Origin of the sequence: Micromonospora sp. NPDC047467, from assembly GCF_040643095.1 — a bacterium.
Classification (GTDB): Bacteria; Actinomycetota; Actinomycetes; order Mycobacteriales; family Micromonosporaceae; genus Micromonospora.
Genome location: NZ_JBEYTO010000008.1, coordinates 215,086 through 232,281, shown reverse-complemented (window position 1 = coordinate 232,281; position 17,196 = coordinate 215,086). Strand labels below are relative to the sequence as shown.

The window sequence follows — 17,196 nt, the reverse complement described above, 5'->3', positions numbered from 1 at the left end:
CAGCGCAGTCCGACGCGTAGCGTGCTCAGGACTCCTCCAACCGCTTCTGCCGTACGTCGCCCCACGCCTGCTGACTACCGAACCCGCAGCTGCTGATGGGCCGCTGCGGCGGGAGCGTAGGTCGCGTCACCGGAGTAGGCGACGTGGACCGGGTACCCCCCTGCTGACAGCCCGGCGGTCGGCAGTTCGATGACGGCCGCGCCGTCGGTCAGCGCAACCACCCGCGTGCTGCCGCCGAAGGTGACGGCCACCTCACCGGTCACCTTCGGCGCCTTCTTGTGCTGGGTCTGCGCCCGCACATCGACGTTCAGCGTGAACGTTCCACCCCGGACGATCGACGCGGGGGCGGCCTTCGCCTTGACCACGACCCGTGCCGTGCCCGGGGCCGTCATGGTGACCTGGGCCGAGCCTGCCTTGGTCGGGTCGACCACCGACGTCGCCACGACAGTGAGCGCCGAGGCGGTCTCGTCAGCGGCCACCGAGAGCAGACCATCCGCGGAGATGGTCGTTGCCGCTGAGGTCGCTCCCGTGACCGACCACGTCACCGCGGGGCTCACACCGTCGTTGGTCGTCACCTGGGCGTTGAACTGCCTGACCCAGTTCCAGCCCCGCGTCAACGTCTCGGTCGGGGGCGTCACCGACACGGAGTCGACCCCCGACCACAGGTGGTCCCGGGCGAAGATCGTGAACAGTTGGCCCGCCGTCATCCCGTCGTGCGCGCCGGGGACCTGGGTCGTCTCGGCGGCGAACCCGCGTGCCCGGAAGTTGTTCGCGATGGCGTTCTGGGCGTTGAGGTTGCCCTCGAAGACACCGTTGCCGAGGAACACGAAGAGGCCGTCATCCCCGACCGCGCCCGCGATGTTGTCGTAGTCCTGCGCGGTGAGGGACGGATTACCGGAGAAGTGTCCATAGAAACCGAACGTGGTCGGGTAGTTCCTGATAACCACGCCACCCGTCATCCCGCCGTAGGAGAACCCGCCGTAGGCGCGCCCCGAACGCTCGGTCGAGACGTTGTAGCTCGCTTCGACGAGCGGAAGGATCGTCTGGACCAGGTTGTTCGCGGCGTTCGTCTGGTTGTACGAGGCGAACCCGAGGCTGGTGCCCGTGAAGTGGTTCCCCATCGTGACCACCACCGTCGGCTCGATCTCGCCCTTCGCCGTCATGTTGTCCAGGATGTTCGGGACATTCGCGGGGACCATGAAGTCGGTCTCGTCACCGAAGATGCCGTGGGCGAGATACGCGACCTTGTACGGTTCGGCGCGGTTGGCATCGTAGTTGGGCGGCAGGTAGACGCCGAGGTAATGGCCACTGTCGCCCAGGATCGTGGTGTAGGGGACGTACTGGACGGTGCCCCGTCGCGAGCGGTCCGCCATCGGCAGCTCGTACTCCGCACGCTCCTTCAGCACCGGGTCGTTCTGCTTCCTGGCGTACGGCACGTACACGGCATCGAGGACGTCGTTGTTCCTGACGCGGAACGAGGACTCGCCCGGGGGGCGAGGGTTCGTCGAGGCGGGATCCCAGATGCGCTTGTTGACCCAACCCTGAGTCGGGTCCCAGACCCGGTACCAGTAGCTGAGGCTTCCGGCGTGCAGCGGGACCGAGACCGACCAGTATCCCGACGAGTCTCTGGTCATGTCCCTGAGGAACTCGGTGCCTCCAGAGTGGTAGCGCCCCGGCTGCCACGCTTCCGGCTGATACCGCGTGTTGCCGGTGTTGACGTCGAGCAGAGTCAGGTCCCCGGCAAGGCGGACCTGCGTGGCGTTGGGATTGTGGTAGACGAACTTCGCGGTGTATCCGGTCGGTGAAGCGGGATCCGCCTTGACGGTCGCGCCCTGCACAATCGCGGGTCCGGCTGCGGCGGCAGCCGGCGCCGAGACGATGGCGCCCGCACCGAGTGACACGAACGCGAGCATCGAGATCGCACGCCTGAGCCGGCGCCTTCCGATCGCCTTCCTCAACTGAGCACACTCCTTTGTAGTCTCAAATCGCGGCCTTGAGCTGGGAAAAGCTCCCTCCTGGGCCGCGCGGGTTCCCTCAATCAATGACGTGACCCGCGCCGATGCTCCGGTGGACCTGGTATTCAGCTAAATCGAATTAGCACAGGTAGTGTGGCGGGGCGCTCCTTCCGGTGTCAAGGGATCTCGGGGCCGTCGCGGCCTCGGGTTACTCCTGGTCACGGCATCGACGAAGTCACCCCCGACACGCCGACCCCTGGCTAGACTCAGGGACCGGCGTCGATCGGGGGAGCATGCGCAGGTGAGTTCGTCCCAGCTCCTCGTCACGCTGGACCGTGACAGCCCGGTCCCGTTGCAGCAGCAGCTCTACGACCAGATCAGCAGATCCGTGCGCGCCGGTCGGCTGCGCCCCGGCGACCCGCTGCCGCCCAGCCGCGAACTGGCACACCAACTCCGGGTCTCCCGGACGGTGGTGACCCGGGCGTACGAACTGCTGCGGGCCAACGGGGTGCTCACCTCACGGCGCGGATCCGGCACGCGGGTCAGCGGCGCCCTGCCCGACGCGCCGCCACCCGCCCAGCGCGGCACCCGCGCGCACCTCTGGCCCGAGCCGCCACTGCCCACCGACGCCGGCAGTCCGCTGTGGAAACCCTGGGAACCGGCACCGATGCACCGGCCGGACGGGACGTACGACTTCCGGCACGGCACCCCGGCGCTGGCCAGCTTCCCGATCACCCGGTGGCGGCAGTCGCTCGCCGACGCGGTGAGCCGGGCCGACGCGGCGGCGCTGGGCTACGGCGCGGCCGAGGGCTCCCCGTCGTTGCGTACCGAGATCACGGCGCTGCTGCGCCGTAGCCGGGCACTCGACGCCACCCGCGAGAACACGGTGGTGACCAGCGGCGCCACCCAGGCCATGGACATCCTGGTGCGGCTGCTCGTCGGCCCCGGCGACGTGGTGGTCATCGAGGACCCGAGCCACACCGTGCTGCGCCAGATCTTCGGCTATTCGCGGGCCGCGGTGGTGCCGGTCGCTGTCGACGAGGAGGGCCTGCTGGTCGACGAGATCGACTGCCGGGTCCGCGAGCACGGCCTCGACCCCGCCCGGGTACGCCTGGTCTACGTCACCCCGTCGCACCAGTTCCCGACCGGGTTCATCATGTCCGACCGGCGGCGACGGGCGCTTCTGCGCTGGGCCCGCGAACACGCCGCGACGGTGCTGGAGGACGACTACCACAACGAGTTCACCTTCGTCGAGGAGCGACTCCCATCGCTGGCCGCCGATCCGCAGGACGCGGACGTGGCCTACGTCGGCAGCTTCAGCAAGACCCTCTTCCCCTCACTGCGCATCGGGTACGCGGTGCTGCCGCCGCACCTCGTCCGGTCCTTCCTCGGCGTCAAGTGGATCACCGATCGGCTGAGCCCTACCCTGACCCAGGAGGCGCTGGCCGAGTTCATCTCCTCCGGCGCGTACGCCCGGCACATCGGCCGGATGGACCGCCTCTACCGGCAGCGACGCGCCCGGCTGCTGGAGGCGCTCCACGAGCACTTCGGCGCGGGGGCGCGAATCTCCGGTACGGCGGCCGGGCTGCACGTGCTGGTGACCCTGGGCGGCGCGCCCGACGCCGACGAGGCGGAGATCGTGCGCGCCGCCGCCGCGCGGGGCGTCCGGGTCTACCCGGCCTCGGGTTACTTCGTCACCCGGCCACCGACCGAACCAACCTTCCTGATCGGGTACGCGGCACTGCCGACCGCCCGGATCACCAAGGGTGTGGCGCTGCTGGCCGCCGCGGTGCGGGCCGTGACGGCTCGGTGAAGCGGGGCCGGTTCGGTGGCGGCGACCACGCTGCGGAACTGGGCCGCGTACCGGCCGGCCGCCGGCCGGTAGATCACCAGGATCGCGCGGTTCACGGGCGGCTCCCACGGTGGGTGCCGGCGGGGCTGAGCGGCCCGCCGCCGGTGGACGGGCCGGCGGTGCGCAGGACCACGCTGGTCGTCGTGCCGTCGAGCACCGCCTCCTGCCGCGCGTCGTCCTCCTGCCGCGCGCCGTCGGCCAGCTCGTCGAGGACGGCCGCGAGCCGGGCCAGCGCGTCCGTCACCTCCGCCCGGCCGCCGGGGTGCGCCGACTCGACGGTGAGCAGCAGCCGGTGCCGGCCCAGATCGGTGCGGACCAGGTGGCCCTGCCGCCAGTTCCAGCGCCGCGAGTGGGCCCGCCCGTCGGCGTCCGCGTAGACGACCTCGCCCGGCTCGGGCTGCTCGGGCGCGTCGGGCGCGCCGAGCGGCAGGTACGTCTCGGTGCCGTCGGCCGGCCGGACGACGAGGTCGGCGAAGCCGTCGACCGCGCACGAGGCCACCGGCAGCGCCGCGCCGAGCGAGACCGCGTTGCAGAGATCGACCAGGGCGTTGATCCGGGGCAGTCGATCTCCCTTGGCCACCCGGCGGGCGATCGACTCGGCGGCGCACGGGAACCTGTTCGGGTTCACCCCCACCGCCCGGTACGCGTCCCGCCACGCGGCGATGCCCGGCAGCCCCGCCACCCCGGCCTTGTCCAGGCCCGCCGCGTGCAGCGCGTCCTCGGCGGCCGTCAGCAGCGCCGACACGGCGGGAGGCGCCGGCGCGACCTCGACGGCCGGTATGGCGAGCACGCCGAGCACGTAGTCCGGCACCGCGGTCAGCACCCGGTCGTCGATGCGTATGGTGAGGGTGGCCGCACCGTCGCTGAGCTGGGTCATCGTGATCCTCGTGGAGTTCGGGTCCTGTGGTCGGACCGACCGTACGCAGCGGTGCGGCCACCGGGTGTGGCCAATCCGGGGTGATCCGGTGAGGCCAATCCCCATCACGTAGCCGTCGTCGGGTGACCGCTCGGTGCCGGCCTACTCCACCAGGGTGGCCTTCAGGGCCTTGAGGTCGTCGGCGCCGAAGCCCCGCGCCGCCAGCCAGGTGGCGACGCCGCCGTGCCGCTCCTGCACCAGCGTCAGGAAGTGCTCCATGGTGGCCGGCTCGGCGGTGTGCGCCTCCTCGGGGAGGCTCGCGATCCGCTTCTCCCAGGCCGGTAGGACCCGCGTCTGGTTCCGGATGGCGACCAGGTGTTCCCGGGTACGCGCGTAGTCCTCGACCACGTTGCGCGGGTGCACTCCGAGCGCGGCGAGCAGCACGGCGACGACAACGCCGGTGCGGTCCTTGCCCGCTGTGCAGTGCACGAGCAGGGGATTCTCGCGGGCGTCCACCGCGTGCCGTACCGCCGTAATGATCGTCGGTGCGGACACCACGAGCATGTCGGCGTAGTGCTCGGCCAGGCGCACACTGGGGTCCGGATGGATCGGCCGCAGGCTCGATCGGCCGAACGGCAGATGCATGATCCGCAGCCCGTCGGTGAGCCGGTCCCGTTCGCTGGTCTCGGCGATCTCCCGGCGGCCCCGCAGGTCGATCCTGATGCGGATGCCTGTCGTCTCGCGGAAGGTCTGCGCCTGGTCCGGGTCGAGGAACACCGGGGTGGCGCTGCGGTAGATCGCGCCGGGGCGCACCCGCCCACCCTCGACGGTCGGCAGGCCACCGAGATCCCGGAAGTTCAGCGGCGCGTGGACGCTCATCGGACGGCGAGCAGGTGGTCGATGAGTTCCTCCCGCTGCGTGGCCGGCCCGTCGAACAGCAACTCGCTGCTCTTGGCCCGCTTGAAGTAGAGGCCGATCGGATGCTCCCAGGTGAAGCCGATGCCGCCGTGCACCTGCACGGCCGTGGCGGTGACCCGGAAGTACGCCTCGGAACAGAACGACCGCACGGTCCGGGCCTGGACGGCGAAGGCGTCGTCGGCGAGGGTGTCGTCCACCGCGAGGACGAGCGACCGCATCGATTCCACGTCGAGCAGGCGCTCGGCACACAGGTGTTTGATCGCCTGGAAACCTCCCACCGGGCGGCCGAACTGCTCCCGGGTCAACGCGTGCTCGACCATCAGCTCCAACGCGCGGGCCGCGCCGCCGGTCTGCTCCGCGGCCAGCGCGACCATCGCCTGGTCCCGCACCCGGTCCACCACCGCGCCCGCCTGCCCCGGCCGGCCGAGCCGCCGTGCCCGGACGGAGCTGAACCGCACCACCGCCTGCCGGCGGGTCGGGTCCAGCACGGGGGACGGTTCCACGGTCACCCCCACCTCGGCCGGGTCCACCGCCAGAACGTCGACGCCGTCAACGGTCCGGGCAACCACGAGCAGGAGTGCCGCCGCCTCGGCGTTGACGACGTGCGTCGCCGTGCCATCGACCAGCCACGTGCCGTCCTGACCGGCCCGGCCCCGCAGGTCGCCCCGCAGGGAGACGGCCGTTCGCAGGGACCCGTCGGCGATCCGTGGCAACCAGTCCGAGCAGGCCAGCTCGTCGCCGAGCCGCAGCAGCAGTTCGGCCCCGAGGGCCACGGTGGCGAAGTACGGGCCGCCGTACAGGACGCGACCGAGTTCCTCGAACACGAGCCGCAGCTCCGCGCCGCCGAACCCCTGCCCGCCGTACGTCTCGGGAATGGCCACGCCGGGCAGCCCGAGCTCGACCGCCATCCGCTGCCAGATGGCGGGATCGAAGCCGACCGGGTCCTCCATCAGCCGCCGTACCTCGGACTCCGGTGACGCCTTCGCCAGGAAGCCGCGCAGCGACCGGCGGAAGTCGGCCTGGTCGTCGCTCACCGGGTCGCCTCCCAGGTGTCCCAGTAGACGACGGACTCCACCGGACGTCGGCGGGCCTCGCCCCAGCGGCCGGTCGGGACGCCGATCGGGATCAGCGCCCAGGCGATCGCGTCCGGTGGCAGTCCGAGCACCTCGCGCACCTCGTCGGCGGCGTGGCGGTGGGTGGTGGTCAGGGTCGTGCCCAGGCCCAGCGCCCGCGCCGCCAGCATCAGGTTCTGCACCGCCGGGTACACCGACGACGGCTCGTCCACGGTCGTCACCGGAACGATCAGAGCAGGTGCCTCGCCCATGTGCTCGGCCAGATGGTCCGCCGAGCGCAGCATCCGGGCCTGCTGCTCGGCCGCCTCGGGGTCGTCGGGCACGCGGTCGTCGTACCGCCGGCGGACCGGTGCCCAGCAGGCCCGGTAGATCTCGCCGAGTCGGGCGCGCCGCTCGGCGTCGGTGACCACCACCCACCGCAGCCACTGCGCGTTCCCGCCGGACGGCGCGCAGTGGGCCGCGCGCAGAATGGTCCACAGTTGTTCATCGGTGACCGGTGCGGTCGGGTCCAGCCGCCGCATCGCGCGCGTCGTCCGGATCACCTCGAAGACGTCCATCGGTCAGGCTCCTTCGGCAGCGTTCATCAGGCGGCGTTCCAGGCTGGGGGTCGCCGAGATCAGGGCGCGGGTGTAGTCCGACTCGGGCCGGGTGAGCACCTGCTCGGTCGGCCCGTGTTCCATCACGGTGCCGTTGCTCAGCACCAGGACCCGGTCGGCCAGGTGGCTGACGACGGCGATGTCGTGCGAGATGAAGACCATCGCGATGCCGAGCTCCTCCCGGACCCGGTTGAGCAGGTTGAGAACGGTGGCGCGTACCGACACATCGAGCGAGGACACCGCCTCGTCGCAGACCAGCACCGTCGGCTTGGCCGCCAGCGCTCGGGCGATCGAGACGCGTTGTCGTTGACCGCCGGAGAGCTGTGTCGGGCGGCGGTCCGCGTCGGCCTCAGTGAGACCGACGTATCGGACGTACTCCATCGACGGCTCGCGGAACCGGCGCGACAACCGCCGGTTCACGGCGGAAACCTCGGCCATCGAACGCCAGACCGGCAGCCGGGGGTTCAACGCCCCGGCCGACTCCTGGACGATCATCTGCACCGATCGCGGCCCGCCAGCGAGGTGCTCGACGGTGCCCTCGGTCGGCGGCAGAAACCCGGCGATGATCCGGCCCAGCGTGGACTTGCCCGAGCCCGACTCGCCGACGACGCCGAGCACCTCACCGCGCGCCAACTCCAGGCTGACGTCGGAGAGCACCCGATGGGCCTTCGCGCCCGAGCCGTAGTCCTTGGACACCTTCGAGACCCGCAGGACCGCGCTCACCGGAGCGCCTCCGTCCGGCCGGCGCTCCCGGCGGGGGCGGCCACGCCGAGCGGGTGCCGGCACCGCACCAGGCTCTCCTCGACGGTCCACAGTTCGGGGTGCTCCCGGCAGTCGTCGGCGGCCCGGTGGCACCGGGCGGCGTAGTTGCACCCGCCGCCGGTCCAGCCGCCCGGCCGGTCGGCGGTGATTTCCGGGAACGTCCGCAGCCGGTTGCCCCCGAGCCGCGGCACGCAGTCGAGCAGCGCCTGCGAGTAGGGGTGTCGCGGCCGGCTCAGCATCGCGTCCACCGCGCCGACCTCCTTCACCTCGCCGCGGTAGAGCACCATCACCCGGTCGCTCACGTCGCCGAGGACACCCAGGTCGTGGCTGATGAAGACGGCGCTCAGCCCACGCGAGGCGACCAGTTCCCGGATCAGGACGAGGATGTCCTTCTGCAACGAGACGTCCAGCGCCGTGGTGGGCTCGTCGGCGAGGACCACGTCGGCCTCGCAGCTGAGCGCCATCGCGATCATCACCCGCTGGCACATGCCGCCGGAGAGTTCGTGCGGGTAACTGTTCATGACCCGGTCGGGGTCGAGCCGGACGTCGCGCAGCGCCACCACCGCGCGTGACCCGGCCTCGGTCCGGCTGGCGGGCAGGTGGGCACGGATCACCCGGACGATCTGGTCACCCACCCGGCGCATCGGGTGCAGCGCCGAGACGCTCTCCTGGAAGATCATCGCGATCCTCCGGCCACGGATCGCGCGGAGCGGGCGGCCCCGGAGCCCGACCAGTTCCTGGTCGCCGAGGCGGATGCTTCCGGTCACCTCGGCGTCCGGCGGCAGCAGGCCCAGCGCGGCGAGGGCGATGGAGGACTTGCCGCTGCCGGACTCCCCCGCCACACCGAGGACCTCACCGCGTCCGACCGTGAACGAGACGTTCCGCACCGCGGGCTCGGGGCTCCCCGCGAACCTGATGCTCAGGTCGCGGATCTCCAGGGCCGCCTGCTCCGCGCCTGTCACTTGCGGGCCACCGTCGACATGTCCGGCCGACCGCTGGCGTTCGGCTCATAGCCGGCCACCTGGTCGGACAGCCCGACGATCATCGGCACGGTGAACAGCGGCGCGAACGGCGCGACCTCAACCACCTTCTTGGCGAGGTCGGTCGCCGCGGCCTTGCGCGGCGCGAAGTCGAACGTGGTCAGCAGCTTCTCCTGCAACTGCGCGGTGCCGAAGTCGGTCTTGCCGGCGTTGTAGAAGGAGTCTGGGTTGAGCAACCGGCCGTAGGTGATCGCCGGGTCGGCGTGGCCGGTCCAGCCGGACAGGAAGCAGGGCGCCTGGTCCTTGGCCCAGAAGGCCTCGGTGGCGGCGGCGGCGGTCTCGGACTGGATGGTGACGTCGATGCCGATCTTCTTCAGCGAGTCGATGATGATCGGGCCGCTGGTCTCGTAGTTGAGGCCCGGGAAGGTCAGGCACTTCATGGCCACCCGCTTGCCCCCGGTGGCCTGCGCGACGAGCGCCTTGGCCTTCGCCTCGTCGTAGGCGTAGGTGGGTGTGATCGACGCGTCGTGGTACGGGTGCGTCGGCGGCAGCGCCGTCCAGGTCACCTCGGCGGCCTCACCGCTTGCCGCCTTCCGGATGACCTCGCGATCGAGCGCGTAGTTGATCGCCTGCCGGATCTCCACCTTGTCGGTCGGCGCCAGCTTGGCGTTGAAGTTGATCATCGTCTCGGAGTACGCGGGACCGACCACCACCTCCTTGCCCGGCACCGTCTTCAGCTTCTCCACGCTCAGCGGCGGCACCGAGATCGCCACGTCGACGACATTGCTCTGGAAGGCCGTCACCATGGCCTGCGGGTCCTTGAACACCTGCCAGTTGAGCGTGGGCGCCTTGCCCTTGTCACCCCAGTACGCGTCGTTGCGCTTGTAGTTGACGGCAGCGCCGGTCTGCAGGCTCTCCAGCGTGTACTTCCCGGCTCCGACCGGACGGGCGGCGAAGTCCTTGCCCTCCTTCTCGACCGCGGTCGGTGAGACGATCATCCCGGCCCGGTCACTCAACGCCGTCGGGATCGAGGAGTCCGGCTTGCTCAACGCGAGCACCACGGTGTTCGCACCCTCGGCGGTGATCGCGGAGACGCTGGCGATGTCCTGGCCGTTGGCGGACGCCTTGAACCGGTCCATGCTCGCCTTCACGGCGGCGGCGTCCATCGTCGTTCCGTCGGAGAACGTGACGCCGTCGCGCAGTTCGAGGGTGATCTTGGAGCCGTCGTCCGCGACCTTCCACGAGGTGGCCAGGCCAGGCCCCAGCTCGCCGGTCTTGGGGTCACCGACCAGCAGCCGGTCGTAGACCAGGTTGAGGTGCGGATAGTCGTACCCCGAGGAGCTCACCGTCGGGTCCAGCGAGGTCGGGAAGTTGACCGTGCCGATCTTCAACGGTGCGGCGGCGGACGAGTCGGTTCCCGACTCGCCGGACCCGCAGGCGGACGCGGACGCGAGGACAAGGATGCCGACGGCGAGGGCGGTGATTGGTAGGCGGCGTGGGCCGAAGATGGTCATAGTTGCTCCTCATCGAGGGAATTGGTGAGAAGGATGGGCCGGATGGTGGGACGCTCATCCGATCCGTAGGCGGTCGCGCAGGCCGTCTCCGAACTGGCTGATCGCGAACGCGGTTGCGGTGATCAGCAGGCCGGGGGCGACGGTGAGCAACGGGTTGACGTAGAAGTCGGCGTAGGCGCGGGCCAGGTCCGGCCCCCAACTGGGTGCCGGCGGCTGCACGCCCAGGCCGAGGAATCCGAGAGCGGCCTCGATGATCAGTGCGGTGCTGGCCAGGCCGCAGAGCTGGACGACCACCGGCCCCATCGCGTTGGGCAGCACATGCCGCAGAGCGATCCGCCAGCCGCGCACGCCGAGTGAGCGGGCCACCAGCACGAACTCCGCCTGCCGCAGCGCCAGCACCTGGGCGCGCAGCAGCCGGGCGACGATCGGCGCGAAGACGACGCCGACCGAGAGCATCGCGGTGAGCAGGCTGGGGCCGAGCGCGCCGGTGATCGCGATGGCGAGCACGATGCCCGGGAAGGAGATCACGGCGTCGGCGAGCCGCATCAACACCTCGTCGACCGGCCCGCCGACATAGCCGGCGACCAGGCCCCAGAGGCTGCCGAAGATTCCGGCCACGCCGACGGTGATGGCGATTCCGCGAAAGCTGGAGGCCGACCCGTGCATCAGTCGGGACAGCACGTCGCGGCCGTTCGCGTCGGTGCCGAGCCAGTGCGCGCCGGACGGCCCGGCGTACGGGTTCGAGGGGTCGATGGCCAGCGGGTCGTACGGCGCCAGCCAGGGCGCGAGCAGACCGGCCAGCAGCACCAGCAGGACGACCGCGCCGCCGAGCCAGAAGGCGACGGCACGCGAGGCGCCGGCCGGTCGGGGCCGCCGGGCGGCCGACCCCGGGCGGAACCGGGGCGGCGTGACCGTGGTGCTCGGGTCCATCGACGTGGTCATCGGTGTGCCTCCTGCGATCGGGCTACCGGTGCGGCCAGCCCACGGTCGGCCGGGTCCTGCTGCTGGCGCGGGGCGAGCCCGAGCTCGGTCAGGAGTTCCGCGGTGTGCTCTCCGGTCCTCGGCACGGTGAGCGCGCCGGGCCGGTCGGTGAGGCCGACCCGCACCGGGCGGCCGGGCACCCGCACCGGGCGGCCGTCGGGACCGTCCACGGTCAGCACCATGGCCGCGTCGGCCATCGCCGCGACCGCCTCCCCGACCGAGCGCATCGGTCCCGCCGCGACGCCCGCGGCGTGCATCGCGCCAAGCACCTCGGCGACGCTGCGACCGGAGGTCCAGTCACTGACCACCTGTTCCAGGCGGTCACGCGCCGGCCCGGTGGACTCGTCGTAGCTGACGTCGGTGCCGCCCAGAACGGCCCAGAACCGCTGCCAGGCGGCGTCGCCCAGTGGGGCCAGGAAGACCTGCCCGTCGCGCGCCGGAAAGACGGTCGCGAACGCGGTCTGGACCTGGTTGCCCCAGCGCCCACGGGGGACGCCGGCGGCGGCCAGGCCGACCTCGTGGGCCAGCATGGCGGTGTACGAGTCGAGCATGCTCACGTCGACGAAGGTTCCGACGCCCGTGCTCTCGCGCTCACGCAGAGCCATCAGCACGGCGATTGTCGCGTGGTAGGCGGCCACATGGTCGGCCACGAAGGCCCCGACGAACGTCGGCTCGCCGCCGGGATGCCCGGTGAGATCGGCGATCCCGCCCATCGCCTGGATCACGCCGTCGTACGCGCCCCGGGGCGCGTCGGGCGTCCCGGAGCCGAACCCGGTGACGTGCACCATCACCAGCCGTGGGTTACGGGCCCGCAGCACGTCGTAGGACCAGCCCAGTCGCTGCGGCACGTCGGCGCCGTAGTTGGTCACCACCACGTCGGCGGTGTCGCAGAGCCGGAGCAGCGCCTCCCGGTCGTGCGGGGTCTTCAGGTCCAGGCAGACGCTGCGCTTGCCCCGGTTGTGCGAGGCGAAGTAGACGCTGCGACCGTCCACGACCGGCAGGGCGTTGCGGGACATCTCCCCCGCCGGCGGCTCGACCTTGACGACGTCCGCACCGTGGTCGGCGAGCATCTGCGCGCAGTGCGGGCCGGCGATCGCGTGGCCGAGTTCGATCACCCGGATGTCGGCCAGCGCGCCGGTTGCCGCGCTCACGCCGCCACCCGCCGGTCGAGCCGGGCCAGCACGAGGTCGGCGACGAAGTTGAGGACGAGCACCAGCAGCGCCATCAGCAGCACGGCGCCCTGCAACGTCGCGTAGTCCCGGTTGTCGACCGACTGCACGACCAGGCTGCCCAGCCCGGGGATCGCGAACACGTTCTCGACCACCACGGAGGCCCCCACCAGAGTGGCCACCAACAGCGGCAGCAGGGTCACCACGGCGGGCGCCGCCGAGCGTAACGCGTCGCCGAGGTACACCTGCCGGGGAGAGAGACCCATCGCCCAGGCCGTCCGGATGTGCGCGCTGTCCAGCGCCTGGCCGACCGCGCTGCGTACGTGCCGGCAGACCAGCGCGCCGGTGGCGAAGGAGAGCACCAGCACCGGGAGCACGATCGAGCGGATCGTCTGTACCCAGTCGTCGCCGAGCGGCGTGTAGCCGACAGCCGGCAGCAGTGCCAGGTCGAGGCCGATGAAGCCGGCCGCGATCGTCGCCAGCCAGAAGTCCGGAACGGCGAGGCCGATGCCGGACACCGCGAGCACCGAACGGCCGTCCAGGTGGCGACGCCGGGCTGCCGCCCACAGCCCGGCCCCGCCGCCGATCACCAGGGCCAGCACGAGCGCCGAGACCACCACCAACACGGTCGGTTCGAGGCGGCGGGCGAGCAGCGTGTCCACCGGTTCCCGGCTGAAGTAGGAGGTGCCGAGGTCGCCGCGCACCAGGCTGCCGATCCAGGACGTGTACTGCTCGACGAGCGGCCGGTCCAGCCCGAGCTGCCGGTTGATCTCGTCGATCGACTCCTGGGTGGATCCCGCGCCCGCGATCGCCTCGGCGGGGCCGCCCGGCACGATCTGCTGCAGCCCGAACACCATCAGGGTGATCAGCAGCAGGGTGGGCACGAAGGTGGCCAGTCTGCGAATCAGGAAGGCGCGCATCCCGTCACCTCTCTCGCCATCGGACCGGGAGACCCGACACGCGGGCCCACCAGGGGAAGCTATATTGACGCTGACGTCGGGGTCAGAATCGTTGAGAGGACGTTAAGACGAGGCAGGACCGATGTCCAGGATTTTCTATGATTCGGTTCACACGGCCGGTCGACCCCGGCCGACCGGGCGACACGAGATCGAATGGGGCGACGAGTGACCAACAGGACCACCACGCCGGCGAGTCCGGACGGTGCGGCGACGCAGTCGAAGCGCTATCTGGAGCGTCGCGCCAAGCTGGTGGAGGGTGCCCACCGGGTCTTCGAGCGGGACGGGTTCATCGATGCCCGGATCACCGACATCGCGAAGGAGGTCGGCCTGGCGCACGGCTCGTTCTACACGTACTTCTCCTCCAAGGAAGAGATCTTCCGGGTCGTCGCCGAGCAGATCCAGGCCGAGATGTTCGACGGCCACCGCAGCGGGTCGGCCGACCTCACGCCGTATCAGCGGATCGAGGCCGCGAACCGCCGCTACCTGGAGTCCTACCGCCGGCACAGCCGGATCATGGCAATCATCGAGCAGGTGTCGACGTTCAACGACGACATCCACGCGATCCGCGAGTCCCGGGCGCAGCAGACCATGGGCCGGACCGAACGGTCGATCCGCAGGCTCCAGGCCGAGGGCTTCGCCGACCCGGACCTCGACCCGCACCTGAGCGCCGTCGCCCTCACCTCGATGCTCAGCCGGTTCGCGTACCTGTGGATGGGCGCCGACGCCGGCCCGGACTACGAGTTCGACCTCGACGCCGCGGTCGACGGCCTGACCCGGTTGTGGGCCAACGCGATCGGGCTCAAGAGAGACTGACTCAGGGCGGGCCGGCCGGCCGCACCTCCTTCGGCATCCCGAGCAGGCGCTCGGCCACCACGTTGCGCAGCACCTGCGTGGTGCCGGCGTAGATGGTCCCGGGTCGGGCGTTGTAGAAGATGTCGACCCACGAGGCCGAGCTGATCGGCGCCCCGGCCGCGTCCGGGCCGCCGTAGCCCAACTCCAGCACGCGCCCGGTCGGCGTGGTGGCCTCCGGCCCGAGGATCTCCAGGGCGAGCTCGGTCACCGCCTGGTGGTGCGCGCTCCACTGCAACTTGAACAGGGCGGCGTCCCCTGCCGCGTCGACCCCGGTGAGCCCGCCGCCGGCCAGCCGCCGGCCGAGCGCGTCCATCACCTCGATCCGGACGTACGCGGCGGCCAGGCCGTCGCGGACCCAGGCCCGCTCCAGCATGCCGTTCTCGCGTGCGGTGCGGACCAGCCGCTCCCACTCCGCGCGGTAGCGGATGGCCTGGGTGGTGGCGGACTGCCCGCGCTCGTGGCCGAGCAGCGCCATGGCCACCGCCCAGCCCGCACCGACCGCACCGACCACGTCGGCGGCCACCGCGTCGGTGAGGAACACCTCGTTGAAGTGGGAGGCGCCGGAGAGTTGCCGGATCGGGCGGACCTCGACGCCCGGCTGGTCCAGCGGCACGAGCAGGAAGGTCAGGCCACGGTGCCGATCGGCGCGGGTCCCGGTGCGGGCCAGCACGAAGATCCAGGACGCCAGGTGCGCGTTCGAGGTCCAGATCTTCTGCCCGGTGAGCCGCCAGCGCCCGTCGGACCCGAGCACCGCGCGGGTCTGTACCGCGGCCAGGTCGGACCCGGCGCCCGGCTCGGAGAAGCCCTGGCACCACACGTCGGTGCCGTCGAGGATCCGGGGCAGGTAGTGGGCCTGCTGTTCGGGCGTTCCGAGCGCGAGCAGCGTGTTGCCGAGCATGTCGATGCCGAACGGGTCGTTACCGCTGCCGCTCGGCACTCCGGCTCGGGCGAACTCCTCCTGGAGCACCACCTGCTGGTCCGGGGTCAGACCGAGCCCGCCGTGCTCGACCGGCCAGCCCGGGGCGAGCAGGCGGTGCCGGGCCAGAACCGTGCGCCAGCGCGCGATCCAGGGGTGGAGTTCGTCGCTCCCGAGCGCCCCGAGGCCGCTCCAGCCCGGCGGGAGCTCCCGTTGCAGCAAGGCGCGTACGGAGGCTCGGAACTCCGGTAGCCCGACGCCGGTCTCCAGGCCGCGCACGGGCAGGTACCGCTGCCGCAGGCGGTTCTTGGCGAGCTTGCCGGTGGGCAGCCGCGGCAGGGCCTCCACCACGAACACCGAACGCGGAATCTTGTGCCGGGCCAGCCGCCCGGCCAGGTACGCGAGCAACCCGGCCACGAGTTCGTCGTGGTCGGTCGTCGGATCGACCGGCTGGACCACCGCCACGACCTGCTCACCCAGCTCCTCGTCCGGGACGCCGAACACCGCGACGTCGACCACCGGCTCGTAACCGATCACCGCGTTCTCGATCTCCTGCGGCGAGACGTTCACGCCTCCGGAGATGATCAGATAGTCCCGCCGGTCGGTGAGGTAGAGGTAGCCCTCGTCGTCGAGGTGCCCGATGTCGCCGAGCGTGGACCACTCCGGGCGTACCGGGTGCCGGGCCGCCGAGTTGTCGGCCCCACCGACGTACTCGAACTCGGACCGGCCGCCCTCGGACTCGAAGTACACCAGTCCGTCCTGTCCGGACGGCAGCTCGTCACCCTCGGGGCCGCAGATGTGCACGCGGCAGCCGGCGATGGCGCGGCCCACCGACCCGGGGTGCGCCAGCCACTCCGGCGAGTCGATGAAGGTGGTGCCGTTGTCCTCGCTGCCGGCGTAGTACTCCAGCAGGATCGGCCCCAGCCAGTCGATCATCTGGCGCTTGACGTCGACGGCGCACGGTCCGGCACCGTGGATCATGACCGACAGCGAGTCGAGCACGGCCGTCCGGCGCCGGTCGGCGGGCAGCCGCAGCAGGCGGACGAACATCGTGGGCACCATCAGCGCGTGCGTGATGCCGTACCGCTCGATCGCGGTCAGCGCGGCGTCCGCATCGAACCTGCGCATCAGCACGACGGTGCCGCCCGCCGCCGTGACGGTGCTGGAGAACGAGAGCGGCGCGGCGTGGTACAGCGGGGCCGGAGTCAGGAAGACCGAGTCGTCGGTGAACTTCCACAACTCCCTCAGCCAGCGCAGGAAATGCGGGTGCCCCTCCTGCACGGTGCGGCCGGACAGCTTGCGACGGACCCCCTTGGGCCGCCCGGTGCTGCCGGAGCTGTACACCATCGCGACGCCCAGCGGCTCGTGCTCCAGCGGCTCGGCGGACGACCTGGCGAGCGTCTCGGCGTAGTCGTCGAAGCCCTCCAGCGGGCCACCGACCGCCAGCCGCAGCACCGTCCCCGCAGCGGCGGCGAGGGCCCCCGCGGCAGGCGCCGCCGCGTCCACCACCAGGGCCTTGGCCTCGCAGCTGTCGACGATCCAGGACGCCTCCTCGGCGGTCAGCGACGTGCCGACCGGGGTGAGGAAGAGCCCGGAGCGCATCGCCGCCCAGTACACCTCCAGGAAGCTGAGGTGGTTCGCCATCATCAGGGCGACGTGGTCGCCCGGACGCAGGCCGGCGTCCCACATCGCCCGGGCCAGCCGGCGGGAGGCGTCGTCCAACTGACCATAGGTGAGGGTCTCACCGGTCTCGGCGATCACGACGGCCGGTCGATCCGGCCACCGCAGCGCGTGAGCCGTGGGGTACGTCATC

The 17,196-nt window shown here is 71.3% G+C and carries 14 protein-coding genes; 2 read left to right on the top strand and 12 right to left on the bottom strand.

Features of this window, described 5'->3' with window-relative positions:
- Positions 1-74: 74 nt before the first annotated feature.
- Positions 75-1,901 carry an alpha/beta hydrolase-fold protein gene (locus tag ABZ780_RS22960; RefSeq protein WP_357487445.1) on the bottom strand — a complete coding sequence of 609 codons (1,827 nt, stop codon included), beginning with the start codon at positions 1,899-1,901 and terminating at the stop codon, positions 75-77.
- A gap of 355 nt (positions 1,902-2,256) precedes the next feature.
- On the opposite strand from ABZ780_RS22960, the gene ABZ780_RS22955 reads away from it, so the two are divergent.
- Entirely contained in the window at positions 2,257-3,768 is a 1,512-nt protein-coding gene (locus ABZ780_RS22955; protein WP_357487443.1) for a PLP-dependent aminotransferase family protein, read from the top strand.
- Positions 3,769-3,859: 91 nt separating this feature from the next.
- Here ABZ780_RS22955 and ABZ780_RS22950 read toward each other — a convergent pair whose 3' ends face one another.
- From ABZ780_RS22950 to ABZ780_RS22905, 10 genes are all read right to left on the bottom strand, one after another.
- Entirely contained in the window at positions 3,860-4,684 is an 825-nt protein-coding gene (locus ABZ780_RS22950) for a phenylalanine--tRNA ligase beta subunit-related protein (protein ID WP_357487441.1), read from the bottom strand.
- Between the two features lie 141 nt (positions 4,685-4,825).
- Positions 4,826-5,542, bottom strand: a complete 717-nt coding sequence (locus tag ABZ780_RS22945) for a tyrosine-protein phosphatase (RefSeq protein WP_357487440.1) — start codon at positions 5,540-5,542, stop codon at positions 4,826-4,828.
- Positions 5,539-6,615 carry an acyl-CoA dehydrogenase family protein gene (locus ABZ780_RS22940; RefSeq protein WP_357487438.1) on the bottom strand — a complete coding sequence of 359 codons (1,077 nt, stop codon included), beginning with the start codon at positions 6,613-6,615 and terminating at the stop codon, positions 5,539-5,541. The genes ABZ780_RS22945 and ABZ780_RS22940 overlap by 4 nt, the downstream gene beginning before the upstream one ends.
- Positions 6,612-7,211 carry a nitroreductase family protein gene (locus ABZ780_RS22935; protein ID WP_357002382.1) on the bottom strand — a complete coding sequence of 200 codons (600 nt, stop codon included), beginning with the start codon at positions 7,209-7,211 and terminating at the stop codon, positions 6,612-6,614. Before ABZ780_RS22935 ends, ABZ780_RS22940 begins: the two co-directional genes overlap by 4 nt.
- Positions 7,212-7,214: 3 nt before the next feature.
- The gene (locus tag ABZ780_RS22930; RefSeq protein WP_357487436.1) at positions 7,215-7,973 is read right to left on the bottom strand and encodes an ABC transporter ATP-binding protein; all 759 of its coding nucleotides are present in this window, start codon (positions 7,971-7,973) and stop codon (positions 7,215-7,217) included.
- Complete coding sequence (locus tag ABZ780_RS22925; RefSeq protein ID WP_357487435.1) at positions 7,970-8,974, bottom strand: ABC transporter ATP-binding protein; 1,005 nt, start codon at positions 8,972-8,974, stop codon at positions 7,970-7,972. The genes ABZ780_RS22930 and ABZ780_RS22925 overlap by 4 nt, the downstream gene beginning before the upstream one ends.
- Complete coding sequence (locus tag ABZ780_RS22920; protein WP_357487433.1) at positions 8,971-10,506, bottom strand: ABC transporter substrate-binding protein; 1,536 nt, start codon at positions 10,504-10,506, stop codon at positions 8,971-8,973. Before ABZ780_RS22920 ends, ABZ780_RS22925 begins: the two co-directional genes overlap by 4 nt.
- Before the next feature lie 54 nt (positions 10,507-10,560).
- Positions 10,561-11,448, bottom strand: a complete 888-nt coding sequence (locus ABZ780_RS22915; protein WP_357487431.1) for an ABC transporter permease — start codon at positions 11,446-11,448, stop codon at positions 10,561-10,563.
- The gene (locus ABZ780_RS22910) at positions 11,445-12,638 is read right to left on the bottom strand and encodes a CoA transferase (protein ID WP_357487429.1); all 1,194 of its coding nucleotides are present in this window, start codon (positions 12,636-12,638) and stop codon (positions 11,445-11,447) included. The genes ABZ780_RS22915 and ABZ780_RS22910 overlap by 4 nt, the downstream gene beginning before the upstream one ends.
- Complete coding sequence (locus ABZ780_RS22905) at positions 12,635-13,576, bottom strand: ABC transporter permease (RefSeq protein WP_357002395.1); 942 nt, start codon at positions 13,574-13,576, stop codon at positions 12,635-12,637. Before ABZ780_RS22905 ends, ABZ780_RS22910 begins: the two co-directional genes overlap by 4 nt.
- A gap of 204 nt (positions 13,577-13,780) precedes the next feature.
- Here ABZ780_RS22905 and ABZ780_RS22900 point away from each other — a divergent pair, with 204 nt between their 5' ends.
- Positions 13,781-14,428, top strand: coding sequence for a TetR/AcrR family transcriptional regulator (locus ABZ780_RS22900; protein WP_357002397.1), 648 nt, complete (start codon positions 13,781-13,783; stop codon positions 14,426-14,428).
- Between the two features lies 1 nt (position 14,429).
- Here ABZ780_RS22900 and ABZ780_RS22895 read toward each other — a convergent pair whose 3' ends face one another.
- Positions 14,430-17,195 carry an AMP-binding protein gene (locus tag ABZ780_RS22895; RefSeq protein WP_357487427.1) on the bottom strand — a complete coding sequence of 922 codons (2,766 nt, stop codon included), beginning with the start codon at positions 17,193-17,195 and terminating at the stop codon, positions 14,430-14,432.
- Position 17,196 lies beyond the last annotated feature (1 nt).

Bases quoted from the DNA above. Each gene is read 5' to 3' on its own strand.
- ABZ780_RS22950 (WP_357487441.1), bottom strand. From the start codon at position 4,684: ATGACCCAGCTCAGCGACGGTGCGGCCACCCTCACCATACGCATCGAC.
- ABZ780_RS22945 (WP_357487440.1), bottom strand. From the start codon at position 5,542: ATGAGCGTCCACGCGCCGCTGAACTTCCGGGATCTCGGTGGCCTGCCG.
- ABZ780_RS22935 (WP_357002382.1), bottom strand. From the start codon at position 7,211: ATGGACGTCTTCGAGGTGATCCGGACGACGCGCGCGATGCGGCGGCTG.
- ABZ780_RS22920 (WP_357487433.1), bottom strand. From the start codon at position 10,506: ATGACCATCTTCGGCCCACGCCGCCTACCAATCACCGCCCTCGCCGTC.
- ABZ780_RS22915 (WP_357487431.1), bottom strand. From the start codon at position 11,448: ATGACCACGTCGATGGACCCGAGCACCACGGTCACGCCGCCCCGGTTC.
- ABZ780_RS22905 (WP_357002395.1), bottom strand. From the start codon at position 13,576: ATGCGCGCCTTCCTGATTCGCAGACTGGCCACCTTCGTGCCCACCCTG.
- ABZ780_RS22895 (WP_357487427.1), bottom strand. From the start codon at position 17,195: ATGACGTACCCCACGGCTCACGCGCTGCGGTGGCCGGATCGACCGGCC.